At 76.5% G+C, this 21,023-nt stretch carries 19 protein-coding genes; 11 read left to right on the forward strand and 8 right to left on the reverse strand.

Annotated elements, in window-relative coordinates:
• Positions 1–95 precede the first annotated feature (95 nt).
• Positions 96–1,094 carry a hypothetical protein gene (locus HH311_RS30880; RefSeq protein WP_211189753.1) on the reverse strand — a complete coding sequence of 333 codons (999 nt, stop codon included), beginning with the start codon at positions 1,092–1,094 and terminating at the stop codon, positions 96–98.
• Here HH311_RS30880 and HH311_RS30885 point away from each other — a divergent pair.
• The 11 genes from HH311_RS30885 (at position 1,083) to xerD (ending at position 13,347) form a co-directional block, all read left to right on the forward strand.
• The gene (locus HH311_RS30885) at positions 1,083–2,192 is read left to right on the forward strand and encodes a hypothetical protein (protein WP_211189754.1); all 1,110 of its coding nucleotides are present in this window, start codon (positions 1,083–1,085) and stop codon (positions 2,190–2,192) included. The genes HH311_RS30880 and HH311_RS30885 overlap by 12 nt on opposite strands.
• The gene (locus HH311_RS05900; RefSeq protein WP_169182711.1) at positions 2,189–3,223 is read left to right on the forward strand and encodes an HAD-IIA family hydrolase; all 1,035 of its coding nucleotides are present in this window, start codon (positions 2,189–2,191) and stop codon (positions 3,221–3,223) included. Before HH311_RS30885 ends, HH311_RS05900 begins: the two co-directional genes overlap by 4 nt.
• 9 nt (positions 3,224–3,232) lie before the next feature.
• On the forward strand, positions 3,233–3,472 hold the full coding sequence (locus HH311_RS05905) for a hypothetical protein (protein ID WP_169182712.1): 240 nt from the start codon (positions 3,233–3,235) through the stop codon (positions 3,470–3,472).
• 4 nt (positions 3,473–3,476) lie between these two features.
• Positions 3,477–4,304 carry a TlyA family RNA methyltransferase gene (locus tag HH311_RS05910; RefSeq protein WP_169182713.1) on the forward strand — a complete coding sequence of 276 codons (828 nt, stop codon included), beginning with the start codon at positions 3,477–3,479 and terminating at the stop codon, positions 4,302–4,304.
• Positions 4,301–5,230: an NAD kinase gene (locus tag HH311_RS05915; RefSeq protein ID WP_169182714.1), complete on the forward strand. Its 930-nt coding sequence runs from the start codon at positions 4,301–4,303 to the stop codon at positions 5,228–5,230. Before HH311_RS05910 ends, HH311_RS05915 begins: the two co-directional genes overlap by 4 nt.
• 101 nt (positions 5,231–5,331) lie before the next feature.
• Positions 5,332–7,272, forward strand: coding sequence for a DNA repair protein RecN (gene recN, locus HH311_RS05925; protein WP_312029973.1), 1,941 nt, complete (start codon positions 5,332–5,334; stop codon positions 7,270–7,272).
• A 137-nt stretch (positions 7,273–7,409) separates the two neighbouring features.
• Positions 7,410–8,621: a putative cytokinetic ring protein SteA gene (steA, locus tag HH311_RS05930; protein ID WP_169182715.1), complete on the forward strand. Its 1,212-nt coding sequence runs from the start codon at positions 7,410–7,412 to the stop codon at positions 8,619–8,621.
• Positions 8,618–9,541, forward strand: coding sequence for a copper transporter (locus tag HH311_RS05935; RefSeq protein ID WP_169182716.1), 924 nt, complete (start codon positions 8,618–8,620; stop codon positions 9,539–9,541). The genes steA and HH311_RS05935 overlap by 4 nt, the downstream gene beginning before the upstream one ends.
• A 220-nt stretch (positions 9,542–9,761) precedes the next feature.
• Complete coding sequence (locus HH311_RS05940) at positions 9,762–11,552, forward strand: CTP synthase (RefSeq protein ID WP_248292247.1); 1,791 nt, start codon at positions 9,762–9,764, stop codon at positions 11,550–11,552.
• Positions 11,549–12,253: an NUDIX domain-containing protein gene (locus HH311_RS05945; RefSeq protein WP_169182717.1), complete on the forward strand. Its 705-nt coding sequence runs from the start codon at positions 11,549–11,551 to the stop codon at positions 12,251–12,253. Before HH311_RS05940 ends, HH311_RS05945 begins: the two co-directional genes overlap by 4 nt.
• 173 nt (positions 12,254–12,426) lie before the next feature.
• Positions 12,427–13,347, forward strand: coding sequence for a site-specific tyrosine recombinase XerD (gene xerD / locus HH311_RS05950; RefSeq protein ID WP_169183086.1), 921 nt, complete (start codon positions 12,427–12,429; stop codon positions 13,345–13,347).
• Here xerD and HH311_RS05955 read toward each other — a convergent pair.
• From HH311_RS05955 to HH311_RS05985, 7 genes are read right to left on the reverse strand one after another with little or no spacing between them, the layout of a single operon-like run.
• Positions 13,271–14,494 (reverse strand): amidase, encoded by a 1,224-nt coding sequence (locus tag HH311_RS05955; protein ID WP_211189755.1) that lies wholly within the window; start codon positions 14,492–14,494, stop codon positions 13,271–13,273. The two genes, xerD and HH311_RS05955, sit on opposite strands and share 77 nt — an antisense overlap.
• On the reverse strand, positions 14,491–15,576 hold the full coding sequence (locus tag HH311_RS05960) for an acetamidase/formamidase family protein (protein WP_169182718.1): 1,086 nt from the start codon (positions 15,574–15,576) through the stop codon (positions 14,491–14,493). The genes HH311_RS05955 and HH311_RS05960 overlap by 4 nt, the downstream gene beginning before the upstream one ends.
• Positions 15,573–16,283 carry an FCD domain-containing protein gene (locus tag HH311_RS05965; RefSeq protein WP_211189756.1) on the reverse strand — a complete coding sequence of 237 codons (711 nt, stop codon included), beginning with the start codon at positions 16,281–16,283 and terminating at the stop codon, positions 15,573–15,575. Before HH311_RS05965 ends, HH311_RS05960 begins: the two co-directional genes overlap by 4 nt.
• Before the next feature lie 52 nt (positions 16,284–16,335).
• Complete coding sequence (locus HH311_RS05970) at positions 16,336–16,887, reverse strand: DUF1097 domain-containing protein (protein ID WP_169182719.1); 552 nt, start codon at positions 16,885–16,887, stop codon at positions 16,336–16,338.
• 24 nt (positions 16,888–16,911) lie between these two features.
• The gene (locus HH311_RS05975) at positions 16,912–18,171 is read right to left on the reverse strand and encodes an amidohydrolase family protein (protein WP_169182720.1); all 1,260 of its coding nucleotides are present in this window, start codon (positions 18,169–18,171) and stop codon (positions 16,912–16,914) included.
• Positions 18,168–19,610 (reverse strand): amidase, encoded by a 1,443-nt coding sequence (locus tag HH311_RS05980; protein ID WP_169182721.1) that lies wholly within the window; start codon positions 19,608–19,610, stop codon positions 18,168–18,170. Before HH311_RS05980 ends, HH311_RS05975 begins: the two co-directional genes overlap by 4 nt.
• Positions 19,607–20,995: a cytosine permease gene (locus HH311_RS05985; RefSeq protein ID WP_169182722.1), complete on the reverse strand. Its 1,389-nt coding sequence runs from the start codon at positions 20,993–20,995 to the stop codon at positions 19,607–19,609. Before HH311_RS05985 ends, HH311_RS05980 begins: the two co-directional genes overlap by 4 nt.
• Between the last annotated feature and the right edge of the window lie 28 nt (positions 20,996–21,023).

Consider the following 21,023-nt stretch of genomic DNA (forward strand, 5'->3'; position numbering starts at 1 on the left):
ACCACGCGTGGAACATCTCGAGAGCGCACAGCGCGGTCGCTGACCGCGTGACACACCGGGGCAGGACGATCACCGTCCTGCCCCGTTTCGTCGTGTCAGGAGGACGATCGGTGACCGTGGACCCGCAGGACGGCCGACCCGACCGCTCGTCCTCGACGCGGCACGACTCGCGTCCTGACCAGGGACCGCGCGGAGGCGACTCCCGCGGCCGGTCCCAGGGGGCGGCGGGAGGCGGTGGCCCCCGCCGCGGCGGCGACCGCAACGGCCCGCGGGACGACCGCGGCGGCCGGCCCCGCGGCGGCCCCGATGATCGGGGGCGCGACGGTGGTCGGCGCGATGCGCCCGGCGGCGGCCGGGGTCAGGCCGGCGGTGGCCGGCCGAACCGCTTCGGCGGCGACCGTCCCCGCGACGAGGGCGGCAGTGGCGGCCCTCGTCGGGGCGGCGAGCGCGGCGGCGCGGGACGACCCGGCGGATACCGCGACGGTCCGTCCGGCGATCGCGGCCGAGGCCCGCGTGACGACGATCGGAACCGTGGGCGCGCCCCCGGAGGCCAGGGCGGCCGGCGCGACGACGGTCCCCGGGGCGAGCGGTCGCGGGACGATCGCAGCGACCGGCCACGCGGAGACCGCCCGTACGGCGATCGGTCGCGTGACGACAGGCCACGTGGCGACCGTCCCCGCGACGACCGCCCGCGGGGCGACCGTCCCCGCGACGACCGCCCGCGGGACGACCGCCCGCGTGATGACCGTCCGCGGGGCGACCGCCCGCGCGATGACCGTCCGCGGAGCGACCGTCCCCGGGAGGACCGCCCGCGCGACGATCGGCCGCGCGACGGCCGGTCCGGTGGCGGGCGGGATGATCGCCGGACCGGATCGGGTCGTGACCAGCGGCCGGGCGGACGGGCGGCGGGTCGTGACGACCGTCAGGGCGGCGGGCGATCCGGTGGGACCGGCCGCCCGTCGGATCGTGGGCGGCCGGACCGTCACGACCGTCCGGACCGACGCGGCGCCGACGACCGTCGGGACCGTCGCGTCGGAGGCGCCGAGCCGTCCGGTCAGCGACCCCGTGCCGAGGACCGCCCGGTGCGCCGGCACCAGGACGCGGCGCCGCGTCCCGTCGAGCCCGGGCTACCGGAGGACGTGACGCCGGAGCTGCTCGACCAGGAGGTCCGCCGGGATCTGCGGGGCCTCCCGAAGGACCTCGCCGACAACGTGGCGCGCCACCTCGTCGCCGTCGGGGAGCTCATCGACGACGATCCGGAGGCGGCGCTCCGGCACGCCCGGTTCGCGCGGCACCGGGCCTCGCGGGTCGCGGTCGTGCGCGAGGCGTCCGGGCTGGCCGCTTACCACGCCGGTGAGTGGGCCGAGGCCCTGTCCGAGCTGCGCGCCAGCCGGCGGATGGGGGGTGCGGCGCACGTGGCGGTGATGGCCGACGCCGAGCGCGCCCTCGGTCGCCCCGAGCGGGCGCTGGAGATCGCGCGCAGCCCGGAGTCGGGAGACCTGCCCCGCGACGAGGCCATGGAGCTGCTGATCGTCACGTCCGGGGCGCGGCGCGATCTCGGGGAGCACGCGGCCGCCGTCGTGGGTCTGCAGGTGCCCGAGCTCGACGTGCGCCGCGAGGACCCGTGGACCCCGCGGCTCTTCTACGCCTACGGCGAAGCCCTCCTCGGCGCGGGCCGCCGCGACGACGCCGTGCGGGCGTTCCTCGACGCCGCCCAGACCGACGCCGAGGGCGAGACCGACGCGGAGGAGCGGGCGGCGCTGGTCGCGGCCGGCATCGACACGCCGCCCGGCGAGCTCGACGACGCGACCGAGGCGGACGACGCGGCGGGTGCGGCCGACGGAGAGGCGGCCGCCGGCGGCGACGACCTGGCCGGCGACACCGAGCCGGGCGACGACACCGACCTGGCCGGCGACACCGAGCCGGGCGACGACACCGAGCCGGGCGACGACACCGACGTCGCCGACGACGCGGCCGAGGCCGACGACGACGTGGCCGAGGCCGAGGCCGACCACGACGTGGCCGCCCATGACGAGGTGGCCGACGCCGACCCAGCGGTGAACGTCGGCGCCGACGGCCTGGCCGGCGAGGTGGCCGACCCGACGGTGGACACCGGCGACGACCCGCCCGCCGACGCGGACGACTCGCCTACCGGCACCGCGTCCGGCGACTCGGGGGACGCGTCCCGATGACCCGGTACGACGCGCTGCTGGTCGACCTCGACGGCACCGTCTACGCCGGTCCCGACGCCATCCCCGGCGCGGTCGAGGCCCTCGAGGCCGCCCGCGACGGGGGCCTGTCCGTCTCCTACGTCACCAACAACGCCTCGCGCTCCCCGGCCGAGGTGGCCGAGCACCTCGCGCGGCTCGGGCTGACGCTCACCACCGACGACGTCGTCACCAGCGCCCAGGCCGGCGCCGCCGTCCTCGCCGAGCAGTGCGACCCGGGCGCGAAGGTGCTGATCGTCGGCACCGAGGCGCTGGCCGACGAGGTGCGCGGGGTGGGGCTGGAGCCGGTGCGCTCGGCCGACGACGACCCGGTCGCCGTCGTGCAGGGCCACAACCCGGACACCGGCTGGCGCCAGCTCGCCGAGGCCTCGCTCGCCCTCGGGCGCGGCGCGACGTGGGTGGCGACGAACATCGACCCCACCCTCCCCAGCGACCGCGGGATCATGCTCGGCAACGGGTCGATGGTCGCGGCGCTGCGCTGGGCCACCCACCGCGAGCCGCAGGTCGCGGGCAAGCCGGCCGCGCCGCTGCTGCGCCAGGCCGTCGAGCGGGCCGGCGCGTCGACGCCGCTGGTGGTCGGGGACCGGCTCGACACCGACGTCGCGGGCGGCCACGCCGTGGGGGCCGACACCCTGGTGGTCCTCACCGGTGTCTCGACCCCCGCCGACGTCCTCACCGCCCCGACCGAGCAGCGCCCGACCCACGTCGGACCCGACCTGGGCGCCCTCGCCGACGTCGAGGCGGTCCGCGTCGACGTCGAGAACGGGTGGCGGGTGACGCTCGACGACGGCGTCCTCGAGCTGACCGCTCCCGACGACGGCGCCGCCCCCGACGACCGCTCCGCCCAGATCGCGGCGCTGCGCGCGCTCTGCCGCGCGTGGTGGTCCTCCGGCGCCGACCCCGAGTCGGCCGGACCTCCCACCGTGCGCCCGTGCGACGACGGCGCCGACGCGGTGGTGGCCGCGCTCGCGCTGCCCCGCGCCCCGACGGGTTAGCGTGGGGGCGTGGATCACGAGGGCCCGGACCCGTTGACGCGGCTGCGCGCGGCCGCGGCCGCCGTCGCGGATCTGGACGCGCCCGACGAGGCCCCGGCGCACGACCCGGCCAACGACCCCGGTCGCGACCCGGCCCCCGACGCCGCCCACGGCACGGCGACGGGCTTCGACGCCACGGCCCACGCGGACCGCTTCTCCGAGCTGCACGACGCGCTGGTGTCCGTGCTCGCCGACGTCGACCGGGGCTGAGCCGGTGGCCCGCACGACGAGCCGCCGCCTGCGCCTCGACGCCGAGCTGGTGCGGCGCGGCCTGGCCCGCTCCCGGGAGCAGGCCGCGGCCCTGATCGCCGACGGCCGCGTCACGGTCGGCGGGACGGTCGCCCACAAGCCGGCGACCGCGGTCGAGACCGCGGCCGCCGTCGTCGTGGCCCCCGAGCCCGACGGCACCGTCGACGACTGGGCCAGCCGCGGCGCCCACAAGCTACTCGGCGCGCTCGAGGCGTTCGGCGACGTCGTCGTCGAGGGCAGGCGCTGCCTCGACGCGGGCGCGTCCACCGGCGGGTTCACCGATGTCCTGCTGCGCGGCGGCGCGCGGGAGGTGGTGGCGGCCGACGTCGGGTACGGGCAGCTGGTGTGGTCTCTGCGGACCGACGCGCGGGTGACCGTGCTCGACCGCACGAACGTCCGCACCCTCACCCCGGAGGCGATCGGCGGTCCGGTGGACCTCGTCGTCGCCGACCTGTCCTTCATCTCGCTGCGCCTCGTGCTCGACGCGCTCGCGGCGTGCACCACCGAGGGCGGGGAGCTGCTGCCGATGGTCAAGCCCCAGTTCGAGGTGGGCAAGGACCGGCTGGGCGTCGGCGGGGTGGTCCGCGACCCCGCGCTGCGCGCCGAGGCGGTCGAGGGCGTCGTCGCGGCCGCCCGGGAGCGCGGCCTCGGCCTCGTGGACGTGACCGCGAGCCCGCTGCCGGGACCGTCGGGCAACGTCGAGTACTTCCTGCGGTTGCGACGCGGCACCGACACCACGCCCGACGACGCCGCGCGCTGGGTAGCCCGTGCGGTGGAGGAAGGCCCCTCATGACGGGAGACACCGTGGCCCGGGACGCGCTGCTCGTCGTCCACACCGGTCGGGAGGCCACGCGGAAGGTCGCCTCGACCGTCGCGACGCGGCTGCACGCCGCCGGTTTCACGCTCCGGGTGATGCCCGACGAGTACTCCACGGACGCCCACCTGTTCGACGACCTGACGCCCGACGAGCGGCCGGTGCGCATCGACCCCGACGACGACGCCGCGAACGGCGCGGAGATCGTCATCGTGCTCGGCGGCGACGGCACGCTGCTGCGCGCGGCCGAGCTCGCCCGGGCGGCGCGGGTGCCGCTGCTCGGGATCAACCTCGGCCGGGTCGGGTTCCTCGCGGAGGCGGACCTGGACGACGTCGACGAGGTCATCGACGCCGTCGTCGCGGGCAGCTACCGCGTCGAGGAACGGATGACGGTGGACGTCCTCGCCCGGTCCGACGGGCAGGTGCTGGGGCAGACCTGGGCGCTGAACGAGGCCATCGTCGAGAAGACGAACTGGGCGAAGCTGCTCGACGTCGTCCTCGAGGTCGACGACCGCCCGGTCTCCGAGTTCGCCTGCGACGGCGTGCTCTGCGCGACGCCGACCGGCTCCACCGCCTACGCCTACTCGGCGGGCGGACCCGTGGTGTGGCCCGAGGTGCAGGCGATGCTGCTGGTCCCGTCGAACGCGCACGCCCTGTTCGCGCGGCCGCTGGTGGTGTCCCCGGAGTCGCGGGTGGCGCTCGAGGTGTCCCAGCGCGGCGACTCCGGCGTGCTGGTGTGCGACGGGCGCCGGACGATGGACCTGCCGCCCGGTTCGCGGGTGGAGATCGTGCGCGGCACGACGCCGGTGATGCTGGTGCGGCTGCGCCGGCAGCCCTTCACCGACCGGCTGGTGCGCAAGTTCGAGCTGCCGGTCCAGGGTTGGCGCGGCCGGCGCCGGGACTGACCACTCCGCTCGCCGAGCACCGACCACCGTTCGACCATGTGTTCGACTCGGATCGGCGTGTTCGGCCTCGGGTGTCGGACCTCGTCGTTACAGTGGCCGCCGTGCTCTCCGAGCTGAGAATCCAGGGCCTCGGCGTGATCGAGGACGCCACCCTGGAGCTGCACCCGGGCCTCACCGCGGTGACCGGCGAGACCGGCGCCGGGAAGACCATGGTGATCACCGGGCTGCACCTCCTGGGCGGCGGCCGCGCCGACTCGTCGCGCGTGCGGCGCGGGGCCTCCCGCGCGGTCGTCGAGGGGCGCTACGTGCTGCCCGGGGCCGCCGAGGAGGACGCCGCCCCCGACGACGAGGCGGATCCCGACGACGGGTCCGGCGAGGGATCCGGGGGCGAGGGATCCGGGGGCGAGGAATCCGGGGAGGACGCGCGCGACGCCGCCCGCGTGGCGCGCGACGCGGGTGCGGCGCTGGACGACGACGGGTCGCTCATCGCGGCCCGCACCGTCTCCGCCGACGGCCGGTCGCGCGCGCACCTCGGCGGCCGGTCGGTGCCCCTCGGCGTGCTCTCCGACGTCGCCGACGCCTCGCTCGCCGTCCACGGCCAGCACGAGGCGCTGCGGCTCCTGCGTCCCGGCGAACAGCGCGCGGTGCTCGACCGGTTCGCCGGCGCGGCCGCGGCGGAGGCGCTCGCCCGCTACCGGGACACCCGCGGGCGGTGGCGCACCGCGGTCACCGAGCTCGCCGAGCGTCGCGAGCACACGCGGGAGATGGCCCGCGAGGCCGACCTGCTGCGCCACGGGCTCACCGAGATCGAGTCCCTCGACCCGCAGCCGGCCGAGGACGCCGAGCTCGTCGCCGAGGCCCGGCGCCTGGCCGATGTGGACGACCTGCGCTCGGCCGCCCTCACCGCGCTCGCCGCCGTCGCGGGCCCGCCCGACGGCACCGGCGACGAGCCCGACGCCACCGCGATGGTCGGCGAGGCCCGCCGCTCGCTCTCCGGCACCGAGGACCCCCGCCTCACCGCGCTCGAGCCGCGGCTCGCGGAGGTGTCGACGCTGCTCACCGACGTGGCCGCCGAGCTCTCGGGCTACCTCGACGGGCTCGAGGCCGACCCGGAGCGGCTCGCCCAGGTGCTCGAGCGCCAGGCCGCGCTCAAGGGACTCACCCGCAAGTACGCCGCCGACGTCGACGGCGTGCTCGCCTGGGCCGCGACCGCGCGCGAGCGGCTCGAGTCCCTCGACGTGTCCGACGAGGCGCTGGCCGCGCTGGCCGCGGAGGCCGACCGGCTCGCGGGCGAGCTGGCCGAGCGGGCGGCCGCGCTGACCGCCGTCCGCGGCGAGGCCGCCGAGCGTCTCGCCGGGGCGGTGACCGCCGAGCTCGACGGGCTCGCCATGGCGGCCGCCGCGGTGAGCGTAGTCGTGGGGCAGAAGGGCGCCTCCGCCACCGACCCGGCGGGTCTCGACGTGCCCGGGGTCGGTCGCGTGGTCGCCGGCCCGGACGGCGTCGACGAGGTGGAGCTGCTGCTCGCCCCGCACGCCGGGGCGCCGCCGCTGCCGATCGCGAAGGGCGCGTCGGGCGGCGAGCTCTCGCGGGTGATGCTCGCGGTCGAGGTGGTCCTCGCGGGCGCCGACACGGTGCCCACCCTGGTGTTCGACGAGGTCGACGCCGGGGTCGGCGGGCACGCGGCGGTGGAGATCGGGCGGCGGCTCGCGCGGCTCGCCGAGACCCACCAGGTCGTCGTCGTCACCCACCTCGCCCAGGTCGCCGCCTACGCCGACCGGCAGCTCATGGTGGACAAGGGCGCCGTCAGCGAGGGGGTCACCCGCAGCTCGGTGCGCACCCTGGACGACTCGGAGCGGGTCGTCGAGCTCGCCCGGATGCTCGCCGGGACCGAGGAGACCGAGACGGGCCGGGCGCACGCCGAGGAGCTCCTCGCGGCGGCGGCGCAGGACAAGGGCGGCGGGCCGCCGCCCACCCCGATCACCAAGGGGGTCACCAAGGTCCGCCGGCGCGGCGAGCGCCGGTCCGGCCGCCGCGCCGGCTGAGTCCCGGGGCGCGAGCCCCCGACCGGCCGAATCCCGGTACCCGTGTGACGGATGGGGCCACCGGGCCGGGTGAGGTGCACGGGGTCCGTCGGCGTGGCGTCGTGGCGTCGACGGCCTCGGCCGCCACCATCGGGCCCATGCGATGGCCAGGTCGAGGAGCGCGCACGACGGAGGCGCCGCCCGGCGTCAGCGGCACGGCCCGCCTGAGCCGGAGCGGGGCGGGGAGCGCCGGCCCGGCGTACCTGCGCCGGCTCGGGCCGGGGGACGTCGCCGTCATCGACCAGGTCGACCTCGACCGCGCGACGGCGACGGCGCTGCTCGACGCCGGGGTGGTCGGCGTGGTCAACGCGGCCCCCTCCATCTCGGGGCGCTACCCGAACCTCGGCCCGGAGATCCTCGTCGAGGCCGGCGTCGTGCTGGTCGACGACTGCGGGACCGGGGTGTTCAGCGAGCTCGCCGACGGCGCGACGGTGCGGTTGCACGACGGCGCCGTCCACGTCGCCGACCGTGAGGTGCTGCGCGGGTTCGCCCAGGACCGTGACACCGTCGCCGACCTGCTCGACGAGGCCCGCGGCGGCATGTCCGCGCAGCTCGAGGCGTTCTCGGCGAACACCAGCGAGTTCCTGGGCCGGGAGCGGGCGCTGCTCGTCGACGGGCTGGGCGTGCCCGCGGTCGCGACGGCCATGCGCGAGAAGCACGTCGTGGTGGTGGCGGGCGGCGCCGAGGCGCTGGCCGAGCTCCGCTCGATCGCGGGCTACCTGCGCGAGCACAAGCCGGTCCTCGTCGGCGTCGGGGAGGGCGCGGTGACGCTGCGCGACGCCGGGCACACCCCGGCCGTCGTGCTGGGCACCGTCGCGGAGCTGGACCCGCGCCTCGCCCGCCGCGCGACCGACGTCGTCGTGCCCGCCGACAGCGACGGGCACATCGCGGGTCTCGCCCGGCTGCAGGACCTCGGGGTCGACCCGGCCCCGTTCGCCTCCTCGGCCAACCCCGAGGACATGGCGCTGCTGCTCGCTCACGCCCACGGCGCCTCCCTCGTGGTCGCCGTCGGGTTCGACGCGAGCCTGGGCGGCTTCCTCGACCGCGGCCGCTCCGGGTCGATCCCGTCGACGTTCCTCACCCGGCTGCGGCTGGGCACGACGTTGGTCGACGCGCCCGCGGTGGCCGCGCTGCACCGCACCCGCGGCTCGGCCACCGTGCTCGCGCTGCTGCTCGCCTCGGTGCTCGCGGCGGCCGTCGTCGCGGCCGTCGCGCTGGGGGCGGGTCCCTCGCTGCTGGTGCTGCTCGAGACCTGGGGCCGTGCGATCGGGTCCTGGGCGGCCGACGTCTTTCGGAGCGTCGTCGGGTGATCTCCTTCCGCTACCACGTGGTGTCCGTCTGCGCGGTGCTGCTGGCGCTCGGCCTCGGCGTCGTGCTCGGGGCGTCGTCGCTCTCGCAGCCCGTCCTCGGGGCCCTGCGCTCCGACCGCGCCGACCTGTCCGGCCAGGTGGGCACCCTCACCGCCGACCGGGACGCCGCCCGGGCCCAGCAGACGCAGTCCGACCGGGCGCTGGCCGCCGCGGCGCCGGCCCTCGTCGCCGGGCACCTCCAGGACCGCAGCGTCGTCCTCCTGGCCGCCCCCGACGCCGTCCCCGCCGACCTCGACGCCGTGTCCGGCCTCGTCGCACAGGCCGGCGGCCGCGTCACCGGGCACCTCGGCCTCACCGACGCCGCGCTCGCCCCCGACCGGGCCGACGCGCTGCGCACCCTGGTCACCCGCGTCCTGCCCGCCGGGGTGCAGCTCCCGCCGACCACCGACGCCGGCACCCTCGCCGGCGCGCTGCTGGGCTCCCTCGTCACGGCCGGCAAGGGCCCGGCGAGCAGCCCGGCCGAGGTCGGGACGGCCTTCACGGCGCTCGCCGACGGCGGGTTCCTCGCTCCGGGCGCGGCGCCCGCCCCCGCCCAGGTGGCGCTCGTCGTCACCGGCGACGGTCCCGGGGCGACGCCCGACGCGGCCGGCCGCGCGAGCACCCTGGCCCACCTCGCCGGCGCCGTGCACGACGGCGGCGCGGGCACCGTCGTGGCCTCCCGCGCCGTCTCGGGCGAGGTGGCCGCGGTGCGGGCCGACCACGGGCTGGCCGAGGTGTCGACGGTCGACGGGGTCGGCACGACGGCGGGCCGGATCGCGACGGTGCTGGCCGCGGGCGAGCAGCTCCAGGGCCGGTCCGGCAGCTACGGCAGCGCGCCGGGGGCGGCGCCGCTGCCGGGTGCGGTGGCGGCCCCGGCCTGACGCCTCCCCGCCCGGCGTCCGGAACGACTCGTTCCAGACGTTGAGCGTCCGGGAACCGTCGTCGATCACCGGCCCCCGGGTCCGGGGAGTCGGGCCAGGTCAGCCCGGCGGCGGTGTTACGGTGGGGTCCCGTGGACCGGTGCCCGAACGCCCGATACCCCCGGATCGATCCCCTCCCCGTGACGCGCACGGCCCGCGCGGCGACCGGAGGGACGCGCTGATGCAGCACTCGCGCACCACCAAGCACGTGTTCGTCACCGGCGGCGTCGCGTCGTCGCTGGGCAAGGGCCTCACCGCCTCGAGCCTGGGGCAGCTGCTCACCAGCCGGGGCCTGCGGGTGACGATGCAGAAGCTCGACCCGTACCTCAACGTCGACCCCGGGACGATGAACCCGTTCCAGCACGGCGAGGTCTTCGTGACCGAGGATGGCGCCGAGACCGACCTCGACATCGGGCACTACGAGCGGTTCCTCGACCGCGACCTCAACGCCCGCGCCAACGTCACCACCGGCCAGGTGTACTCCGACGTGATCGCCAAGGAACGCCGCGGCGAGTACCTCGGCGACACCGTCCAGGTCATCCCGCACATCACCGACGAGATCAAGTCGCGGGTGCTGGCGATGCGGGAGTCGGGTGCCGGCCAGTCGGGCCCCGACGTCGTCATCACCGAGATCGGCGGCACCGTCGGCGACATCGAGTCGCTGCCCTTCCTCGAGGCCGCGCGCCAGCTGCGCCACGAGATCGGCCGCGACAACTGCTTCTTCCTGCACGTCTCGCTGGTGCCGTTCCTCGCGCCCTCGGGGGAGCTGAAGACCAAGCCGACCCAGCACTCGGTGGCCGCGCTGCGCAACATCGGTATCCAGCCCGACGGGCTGGTGCTGCGCGCCGACCGGCACATCCCCGAGGAGATGACCCGGAAGATCTCCCTGATGTGCGACGTCGAGGACGACGGCGTCGTGGCCTGCCCGGACGCGCCGTCGATCTACGACATCCCGAAGGTGCTGCACTCCGAGGGACTCGACGCGTACGTGGTGCGCCGCCTCGGGCTGCCGTTCCGCGACGTCGACTGGACGGTGTGGGGCGACCTCCTCGAACGGGTGCACCAGCCCTCCGAGACGGTGACCATCGCCGTCGTCGGGAAGTACGTCGACCTGCCCGACGCGTACCTGTCGGTCAGCGAGGCGGTCCGGGCCGGCGGGTTCGCGCACCGCGCCAAGGTCGAGATCCGGTGGGTGCCCTCCGACGACTGCGCCACGCCGTCCGGCGCGGCGGCCGCCCTGGCCGGCGTGCACGGGGTCCTCGTGCCCGGCGGGTTCGGCATCCGCGGCATCGAGGGCAAGATCGGCGCGCTCGACCACGCCCGCCGTCACGGCGTCCCCGCCCTGGGCCTGTGCCTCGGCCTGCAGTGCATGGTCATCCACGCCGCCCGGGCGCTCGCGGGGATCGAGGACGCCAACTCCGCGGAGTTCGACCCCGCGACCCCCAACCCGGTGATCTCGACGATGGCCGAGCAGACCGACGTCGTCGCCGGCGAGCGCGACATGGGCGGCACGATGCGCCTCGGCGCCTACCCCGCCGTCCTCGCCCCCGACACGATCACCCGGGCCGCGTACGGCACCGGCAAGGTGTCCGAGCGCCACCGGCACCGCTACGAGGTCAACAACGCCTACCGCGAGCGGCTCGCCGAGGCCGGGCTGGTGTTCTCGGGGACCTCGCCGGAGGGCACTCTCGTCGAGTTCGTCGAGCTGCCGCGCGCGATCCACCCGTTCTTCGTCGGCACCCAGGCCCACCCGGAGCTCAAGTCGCGCCCGACCCGGGCGCACCCGCTGTTCGCCGCCTTCGTCGCGGCGGCGCTGCGCCACGACGCGTCGTCGCGGCTCTTCGGGCCCGAGCACGAGGACCGCGGCACCGCGTCCACCGCCGACCACGCTGCCGACGACGGCCTCGGGTCCCACGACGACGACGACGCGGGCGCCGACGGCGTGCGCGTGCACCAGACGGCGGCGCGGTGAGCGGGGCGGGGTCCTCGGGGAGCGGGCCGCGGGAGCCGCGCACGCCGGACACCCTCGTCGACCCGCACCACGGGCACCCGCCGCACACGTTCGAGGTCGTCTCCTCGGAGACGATCTACGAGGGCGCGATCTTCGCCCTGCGCGGCGACAAGGTCCGGATGCCCGGCGGGCGCATCGCGACCCGCGAGAAGGTCGAGCACTTCGGCGCGGTCGCGGTCGCGGCGCTCGACGACGCCGACCGGCTCGTCATGATCTACCAGTACCGCCCGGCCATCGGGCGACGGATCTGGGAGATGCCCGCCGGCCTGCTCGACGGCGGGTCGGACGAGGAGCCCGTGGAGGCGGCGAAGCGCGAGCTGGTCGAGGAGGTCGGGGTCACCGCGGACGACTGGTCGACGCTCGTCGACGTCGTCGGCTGTCCCGGCTTCGCCGACGAGTCGGTGCGGGTGTACCTCGCCCGCGGGCTGCACAGCGTCGACCGTCCCGAGGTCGCCGACGACGAGGAGGCCGACCTGGTCATCCGCCGGGTGCCGCTGCCCGACCTGGTCACGGGTGCGATGTCCGGGGACCTGGTGAACGGGCCGTGCATCGCCGGGGTGTTCGCGGCCGCCGAGGTCGCGGCCGGCCGGTTCACGCCCCGGCCGGTGGACGCGCCGTGGATCGACCGGCCGACGGACTACTCCCGGCGTCGGCAGGGCTGAGGACGCCGTTCCGCGTCCGCCCGCGTCCGCCCGCGTGGCGAGGGGCACGTGAGGCATGCGGGCGGGCCGGCCGGAATGCCTGACGTGCCCGTGATCATGGCGGTTCACCCGGAGCGTCGTGCCGACGACGCCGAGCCGGGGCGGGTTACCGTTCGAGCGTGGACCCGGCGGACGTGGTCGCGACCTACCTCGACCACCTCGACGTCGAGCGCGGCATGTCCCCCCACACGCTGTCGAACTACCGCCGGGACCTGCGTCGGTACGTCGAGCACCTCGCCCGCGCCGACCGCGACGATCTCGGCGGGGTGACCGAGGCCGACGTCGGGTCCTTCCTCGTGGCCCTGCGCCGGGGCGACGACGAGCACCCGCCGCTGGCGGCGTCGTCGGCGTCGCGCGCGGTGGTCGCGGTGCGCGGGCTGCACCGCTTCGCGCTGGCCGAGGGGCTCGTCGCGCGGGACGTCGCGGCCGAGGTCCACCCGCCCCAGGCGGCCAAGCGGCTGCCGAAGGCGCTCGACGTCACCACGGTCGAGCGGCTGCTGACCGCGCCTCCCGAGGACGATCCGCGCGGCGTCCGCGACCGGGCCCTGCTCGAGCTCCTCTACTCCACCGGCGCGCGGATCACCGAGGTCACCGACCTCGACGTCGACGACGTGGACGCCGAGCAGCGCACCGTCGTGCTCACCGGCAAGGGCGGCAAGCAGCGCCTGGTGCCGGTCGGGCGGCCGGCGCTCGCCGCGCTGGAGGCCTACCGGGTGCGGGCGCGGCCGGGGTTCGCGGTCCGGGGCCGGGGAACGCCGGCGCTCTTCCTCAACGCCCGCGGGGCCCGGCTCTCGCGGCAGAGCGCCTGGAACGTGCTGCGCGAGGCGGCCGAGCGGGCCGGGATCACGCAGGCCATCTCGCCGCACACGCTGCGGCACTCGTTCGCGACCCACCTGCTCGACGGCGGGGCCGACCTGCGCGTCGTGCAGGAGTTGCTCGGGCACGCGTCGGTGACGACGACGCAGATCTACACCCTGGTCACGGTGGACACGCTGCGCGAGGTGTTCGCGACGTCGCATCCCCGGGCCCGAGGGACCGGCACGCCAGGTCGGTGAGGGCGAGGTCGGCACCCGGCGCCGCGACCGCGGAGAGCCCCACCGGTGCCCCGTCGACGGTCAGGAGCGGCATCGACACCGCGGGCGCCCCGGCGAGCCCGGCGAGCACCGTCAGGCCGAGGGTCGCGGCGCGGGCGGCCTCGATCGTCGGGTCGCCGGGGGCGGCGGCCCGAGTCGGTGCCGGGGAGGACGTGGCGGGGAGGAGCAGCGCCACGCCGTCGCCGAGCAGGCCGCACAACCGCTCACGCGCCCGGCCCGCCACCACCCGCGCCGCGGCGGCCTGTTCGTCGGTGACCGCGGCCGCCGTCGCGAACCGGGCGGCGACGTCGGGCCCGAGCGCGTCCGGGTGGGCGGAGACCCAGGCGCCGTCGGCGGCCCACGCCTCGTGCCCCTGCACGGTGCGGAAGGCGGCGGCCCAGGACGCGAGGTCGTCCGCGGCGATGTCGACGGTGTCCACCTCGTCGAGGTCGAGGCGGGCCACGGCCCCGTCGAACGCCGCTCGCACCGCGGGATCGGCCCGGGCCACGAGAGCGGGCACGACGACGCCGCGGCGCAGCACGGCGTCCGGGGCCGCCGGCAGCAGCGCCGTCGCGACCCGGTCGAGCGTGGCGGCGGCGTGGGTCAGCCAGCCGACGGTGTCGAAGCTCGGCGCCAGGGGCAGCATCCCGGCCCGCGACACCACGCCGTGGGTGGTCCGCAGTCCGACGAGCCCGCAGTAGGAGGCGGGCACGCGGATCGAGCCCGCGGTGTCGGTCCCGAGCCCGACGTCGACCTGCCCCGTGGCCACCGCGGCGGCCGGGCCGCTGCTGGACCCGCCGGGGATCCGGTTCGGGGCGGCGGGGTTGGGCGGGGTGCCGTCGTGGGCGTTGGTGCCGGCCAGGCTGTAGGCGAACTCGTCGGTGCGGGCGATGCCGGTGACGTCGGCGCCGGCGGCGAGGAGGGCGGCGACGGCGTCGGCGTGCCGTGCTTCCGGGCCGGCCCCGGCGAGCCAGGTCGGGTTGCCGGCGCCGATCGGGTGCCCACGGACCGCGAACAGGTCCTTCACCGCGACCGTCAGACCGGCGAGCGGACCCGACGGCGCCCCGGCCACCAGCGGCGCGCCGACCTCCCGCCAGATCGTGCGGTCGACGGCCGGTGCGGGCCTCACCCGAAGTCGGCCTTGCGGATGGCGCCGTGCACACCCTTGGTGCCGTCGACGACCTGCGAGACGGCGTAGTGGGTGGCCACGGACAGGTAGCCGTAGGCCTGGCGCCGGTCCATGCCGTAGCGGTGACCGAGCAGGTCGAGCGAGCGGCGCACGGCGTTGCGCATCGCCTCGTCGAGGTCGGGGTCCAGGCCGATGGGGATCCACAGCTCCGGCGTCTCGCCCAGCGGGCCGGTCAGGGTCCCGAACCGCTCGGGGACCTCGTCGGCGGGGACGAGGTCGAGGCGGAGCGTGGCGCGCAGGGGCGCCTCGAACGCGGTGAGCGCGACCTCGCCGTCGCCCTGGGCGAAGTGCGGGTCCCCGACGCCGAGCAGCCCGCCCGGCGCCGCGACCGGCAGGTGCACCGTCGAGCCGACCCCGAGCAGCCGCACGTCGATGTTGCCGCCGTGCGGGCCGGGCGCCACCGAGTGGATCCGCTCCGGGCCGGCGACCCCGACGAATCCCAGGAACGGGGCGAGCGGGAAGCGCGCGCGGCGCTCGGGGTCGTCCCCGCGCAGCGCGATCGACCCGACACCGTCCTCGACGAGGCAGAACGCGCTGAACACCGGGTCGTCGCCGATGACCTCGCCGGGCAGGGCCCCGAGCCCGTGGCGGGTGGAGACGATGCCGTAGGGCACCCGGGGCACGAGGTCGAGCACGGTGACCGACAGGACGTCCCCGGGTCGGGCGCCGGCCACCGCGACCGGCCCGGCCACGACGTGCGGGCCGTCGACGCGCGGGTCGTGGGGCAGGTCGCCGCGGGCGATCGCGGCGGCGTCGGAGAGCACCGCCTCGGGCGGGACCCCGAAGCCGCCGAAGAACCGGACCGGGTCGCGGCCCTGGTCGCCGAGGATGCCCTCGTGGCTGACGGTGTCGACGGTGACGACGTCGCCCGGGGCCACCTCGAGCACGGCCCCGTCGCCCGCGGCGGGCATCCAGCCCCAGGAGACGGTGTCCGGGGTGGAGGCCAGGTGGGGTCCGGCGGCCTCCGCCGTGTCCAGCACGGGAACGGCGGCGAGGGCCTTCGCGATCCGGTCCGGGTTCATGCCAGGGGTGCTCCTTCGTCGGTGGCGAGCCGGGTGAGGGCGGCGACGGCGTCGAGGTGGTCGGCCATCGCCCGGCGGGCCGCCTCACCGTCGCGGGCCCGGACGGCGGCGAGGATCGCGCGGTGGCCCGCCACCGAGATGCGACGGGCCCGCCGGGTGGTGTGCGAGCGTCGTCGCACGTCGGGGGTCCACGAGCAGGCCAGGGTGTTCACCGTGGCGAGCAGCGGGTTCTGGCTCGCCCGGGCGAGCGCGGCGTGGAACTCCACGTCCAGCCGCACCGACTCGGCGGTCACCAGGCCCTCGTGGGAGCGCTCGAGGAGGTCCTCGAGCTGCAACAGGTCCGAGGCGGTGGCCCGCAGCGCCGCGAACTCGGCGATGCGGGGCTCCACCACGGCGCGCAGCTCGGCGACGTCGGAGAGCTCCTTCTCGGTCTCGTCGAGGCCGGCGTAGAGCTCACCGACCCGTGCGGGCGGGAGGCACACCACGGTCCCCCGTCCCTGCACCCGCTCGACGAGGCTCTTCGACTCCAGGTGGCCCAGCGCCTCGCGCACCGAGCCCCGCGAGACCGCGAAGGACTCGGCGAGCTCCCGTTCGGCGGGGAGCCGCGCCCCCGGGGCCAGCTCGCCGGTGGCGATGAGGCGCTCGAGGTGGGCGGCGATCTCGACCCCCACGCCAGGGCGGCGGTGGGGGAGCGGGGGCACGGGCACGCGATCTCCTGGCGGGACGGCGGGTACGACGGCGGGTGGGCGGTCCCGCGCGTCAGTGCTGCGGAGCCGTGCTCCCCGACGATGCCGCAGTCGCCGCCTCGTCGGTAGCGGACCCGCGGGCGGCCAGGGCGTGGGCGACGAGCGCGAACACCGGGCCGAGCGCGTTGCAGACGAGCACCGACACCCACGCCGCCCACGGGTTCTGCGGCGCGAAGCCGAAGCCGCCGAACACCGTCGCGAAGTAGGACGCGAATCCCAGGAACATGCCGGGGATCAGCCCGAGCACCCGGGTACGGCCGGCGTACATCAGCGCGGTGTTGACCACGAGGATGATCACGGCGAGCACGGCGTCCTGGGCGAGCGCTCCGGAGGCCGGCTTGAGCGCACCGTCGAGCAGGACGATGACGAGCGCGAACGTCGATCCGGCGGCCATCGTCGGCCAGAGCCGGCGCAGGGTGTCTCGGCGCGGGCCGCCGGCCAGGAACGTCGCGGCCCAGCCGATGAAGATGCCCCACACCGGGAGGTTCAGGGCGTTGCCGCCGATGAAGGCGGTGGTGGCGGCGAGGACGGAGGAGACGATCTCGTTCGGGAGTCGCAGTCGCATGGGGATCTCCGGCGGCGGTTCGGGTCAGCGGCCTCGGTGCAGCTGCACGGTGTGCTCGGTGGTGGCGACGACCCGGCCGCGCTTCACGACCGCGCGGCGGTGGGCCCGGGAGAGCAGCGCCTCGGTGGCGCTGGGGGCCGCGAGGACCACGAGGTCGGCCTCGGCGCCGACCCGCAGGCCGTGGCGGTCGCCGTGGCCGACGATGGCCGCGGCGTCGTCGGTGACCATCGCGACGAGGCGGGCGAGGTCGTGCGGGCTCGCGAGGTGCGAGGTCTGGGCGAGGAAGAGCGCGACGTCGAGGACGTCGGCCACCCCGTACGGGGTGAAGGCGTTCCGGACGTTGTTCGACGACAGCCCGGTCCGGACGCCGGCGTCGAGCAGGTCGGAGACCGGCGCGATCCCCCGACGGACGTTCGCCTCGTCGTGCCGCCCGCCGAGGTGCATGTCGGTCATGGGGAGGACGACGACGGCGACGCCGGCGTCGGCGAGCTCGCCCAGCACCCGCTTGCGCGTGTCGGGGGCCAGGCTCGCCAGCGAGGTCATGTGCCCGACCGTCACGTGCCCGCCCATCCCGTGGGCGCGGGTCCGGTCGGCGATGTGGCCGGCGAGGGCGAACCGCGGGTCGGCGGTGTCGTCGGCGAGGTCGGCGTGGATGTCCACGGGCACCCCGAACCGCTCGGCCAGGGCGAACACGCGGTCCACGTGCGCGCGGCAGTCCTCGGTCGTCGCCTCCTGGTAGCTGCAGCCCCCGACGACGTCGGCCCCCTGCCGCAGCGCCTCGACCAGCAGGTCCTCGGTGCCCGGGGCGCGCAGCAGACCCTCCTGCGGGAAGGCCACGATCTGCAGGTCCACGAGGTCGGCGTACGCGGCGCGCAGGTCGAGCATCGCCTCGAAGCCGGTGAGCCCGACGATCGGGTCGACGTCGGGCTGGGCGCGGATCAGCGTGGTGCCGTGGCCGACGGCCTGCTCGAGCACGCGGCCCGCGCGCGCCCGGACCGACTCGCGGGTGAACGCGGCCTTGAGACGCCCGGTCACCGCGATCGCGTCGGCGAGGGTGCCGTCCGACGGCGGGGCCTCGGCGTCGAGCATGGCCTTGTCCAGGTGCAGGTGCGGTTCGACGAGGCCGGGGATGACGGCGTCGCCCGCGCAGTCGATCACCGCGGCGGCCCCGGAGGGTCCGGCTCCCGGCCGCCCGATCGCGGCGATGCGACCGCCGGCCACGGCGATGTCGACCGGGCCGGCACCGTCGGGCAGGCGCGCGTCGCGCAGCAGCAGGTCGGTCACGGGGTCACCACCGGGAGCCGGTCGGCCCACGGCGCGGCCTGCTCGTAGGCGGCCGCGGCCCGCAGCACGTCGGCGTCGGCCAGGTGGCGGCCCACGATCTGCAGGCCCACGGGGAGCCCGTCGCGGGTGACGCCGGCGGGGACGCTGATCGCGGGCTGGCCGGTCATGTTCATCGGCTGGGTGAAGCCCAGCCAGGCCGAGGACGGCACCATCCGGCCGTCGACCTCCTCCGGTCCCTGCATCGCCACCGGGAACGGCGGCACGGTCAGGGTCGGGGTCAGCAGCAGGTCGTAGGAGCGCATGAACCGCCACATCCGGTTCACCACGTGCTTGCGCGTCACCTGGGCGTCGGTGAGCTTCTCGGCGGTCCAGGGCCGGGTGATGAGGTCCACCAGGTGCGGGGACATCCGCGCGCCGTGCTCGGCGACCATGGCCCGCATGCCGGTCAGGTCGGTGTCGCCGATGACCATGGCCCAGAACGCGCCGGAGGGGTCGTCCCAGCCGGGGTCGGCCTCGGTCACCTCGCACCCGAGGTCGCGGGCGAACACCGCGGCCGCCGTCGCCACGACCTCGCGGACCTGCGGGTCGACCGCGAGGTAGCCCCAGTCGGCGCTGTAGGCCACGCGCAGCCCCCGCACACCGCCGCGGGGGGCGTCGACCCAGGAGACGTCGCCGGCGGGGAGGGAGTGCCGGTCGCGCGGGTCCGGGCCGGCGAGCACGGACATGAGCAGGGCGGCGTCGTCGACGGTGCGGGTCATCGGCCCGATGTGCTCGAGGCTCTCCCAGCTCGAGACGCCCGGGTAGCGCTCGTCGCGGCACCCCGGGTAGGCGGGGACGCGGCCCATCGAGGCCTTGAACCCCACGATGCCGCAGTGCGCGGCCGGGATCCGCACCGAGCCGCCGCCGTCGCTGCCCAGCGCCAGCGGGGCCATCCCGGTGGCCACCGCGACGCCGGAGCCGGCACTCGAGCCGCCCGGCGTCAGGGAGGGATTCCACGGGTTGCGGGCGGTCGGGGAGATCGGGTTGTGCCCGACGGCGCTGTAGCCGAACTCGGGCACCGTGGTCTTGCCCAGGATCACCGCCCCGGCGTCGCGGACCCGCTCGACGACCACGTCGTCCTCGTCGGGCACGAAGTGCTCGTAGGCGGGGGACCCGCTGCGGGTGGGGATCCCGGCGGTCGCGATGAGGTCCTTCACCGCGATCGGCACCCCGGCGAGCGGGCCGGGATCGTCGCCCCGGGCCAGGGCGTCCGCGACCGAGCGGGCCGTCGCGCGGGCGTGCTCGGCGGTGAGCTCGCAGAAGGCGTGCAGCGTGGGGTCGAGCGCCTCGATCCGGGCGAGGGCGGCCTCGGTGGCCTCCACGGGGGAGAGCGCTCCGCCGCGGATCGCCGCCGCCATCGCGGTGGCGGTCATGCCGGTGACGTCGGTGGCGGTGGTCATCGGGCCTCCGCCCCCTCGGCGTCGTCGGCGTCCTCGGCGTCCGCGGCGTCCTCGGCGATCGTCGTGCCCGCGGCGGCCGCGCCCGGCCCCCGGGCCGGGAGCAGCGAGAGCAGTGCGGCGGCGACGGCGGCGACGGCGAGCCCGACGAGCGCCTCCGACAGGGCCGGGGCCAGCACGTGGACCAGGGCGGCCGCGACCGAGCCGAGGGCCCAGGCGACGAACGGCGCCACCCGCCAGTGGGGGATCGTCGTCGAGCGCGCGGCGAGCCGCCGCACCCCGAACTGGTCGATGATCAGCACGGCGCCGATCGGCGGCACGACGATGCCGAGGAGGTTCAGCCAGCCGGAGAAGTGCTCCCACACCCCGGCCAGGGCCGCGGCGACCCCGACGGCGCCGAGCACGATCGTCAGGACCCGCATCCGCGTGCCGGTGATCTGGCTCCAGCCGACCGCGCCGTTGTAGAGGCAGTGCGCGCAGACCGAGCCGAGGTTGACGAACACGAACACCACCGCGACGGCCGAGAGCAGCGCGCCGTGCGAGGTGAGGACGGGGAGGAAGTCGCCGCCGCTCCCCGCGGGGTCGGCGGACGCCCCGATGGCGACGACGAGCCCGCCGACGAGCAGGGACACCGCGTTCGCGACCGGGAAGGCCGAGAACGCGGCGAGGACCGCCTCCCGGCCGGTGCGCGACCACCGGGTGAAGTCCGCCGTCATCGTGCCGGAGTCCGCGAAGCCGGCGACGACGATGGTGATCGCGGCGCCGATCGAGAGCACCGACGCACCCGGTCCGCCGCCGGCGTAGGCCGACGCCGCCCCGAGTGCTCCGGGGCGGGCCGCGAGGGCCAGGGCGACGACCGCGAGGACCACGAACAGCGGCGCGGCGGCCATCCCGACGACGGTGAGCGCCCGCACGCCGACGAAGGTGATCCCGATGTAGAGGACCCCGGCGATGAGGATCACCACGGCCTCGTTCCACCCCAGCGCCTCGTGGAGGGTGGCCCCGGTCAGTCCGGTCTGGAAGGCGAACCAGCCGATCACGACGGTCGAGAGGAACCCGGCGGCGACGGTGGTGCCCCGCCGGCCGAACGTGCGGGCCGCGGTGAGGGCGAAGTTCTCGCCGGTACGCCCGGCTAGGTAGCTCAGGGCGCCGACGTAGCAGAACAGCACGAGGTTGCCGGCGAGGATCGCCGCCATGCCCGGCCAGAAGCCGAGGCCGTAGACGATCGTGCCGCCGAAGACGGCGTTCGTGAACACCATCGGGAAGCCGAACCACACCGCCGAGACCGAGCGCAGCGACCGGCGGTGCGTGGTGGGCACGGGTTCGTGCTCGAACTCCGACTCGAGCCGGTGCCGTGCGTCCGGCGCGGCGGTCGAGGTGGTCGTCATGGGTTCCCCAGGTGGTCCGAGTGGTCAT

Origin of the sequence: Actinomycetospora sp. TBRC 11914 (assembly GCF_012933465.1) — a bacterium.
Classification (GTDB): domain Bacteria; phylum Actinomycetota; class Actinomycetes; order Mycobacteriales; family Pseudonocardiaceae; genus Actinomycetospora.

Bases quoted from the DNA above. Each gene is read 5' to 3' on its own strand.
- HH311_RS05900 (WP_169182711.1), top strand. From the start codon at position 2,189: ATGACCCGGTACGACGCGCTGCTGGTCGACCTCGACGGCACCGTCTAC.
- HH311_RS05915 (WP_169182714.1), top strand. From the start codon at position 4,301: ATGACGGGAGACACCGTGGCCCGGGACGCGCTGCTCGTCGTCCACACC.
- steA (WP_169182715.1), top strand. From the start codon at position 7,410: ATGCGATGGCCAGGTCGAGGAGCGCGCACGACGGAGGCGCCGCCCGGC.
- HH311_RS05940 (WP_248292247.1), top strand. From the start codon at position 9,762: ATGCAGCACTCGCGCACCACCAAGCACGTGTTCGTCACCGGCGGCGTC.
- HH311_RS05960 (WP_169182718.1), bottom strand. From the start codon at position 15,576: ATGAACCCGGACCGGATCGCGAAGGCCCTCGCCGCCGTTCCCGTGCTG.
- HH311_RS05970 (WP_169182719.1), bottom strand. From the start codon at position 16,887: ATGCGACTGCGACTCCCGAACGAGATCGTCTCCTCCGTCCTCGCCGCC.
- HH311_RS05980 (WP_169182721.1), bottom strand. From the start codon at position 19,610: ATGACCACCGCCACCGACGTCACCGGCATGACCGCCACCGCGATGGCG.
- HH311_RS05985 (WP_169182722.1), bottom strand. From the start codon at position 20,995: ATGACGACCACCTCGACCGCCGCGCCGGACGCACGGCACCGGCTCGAG.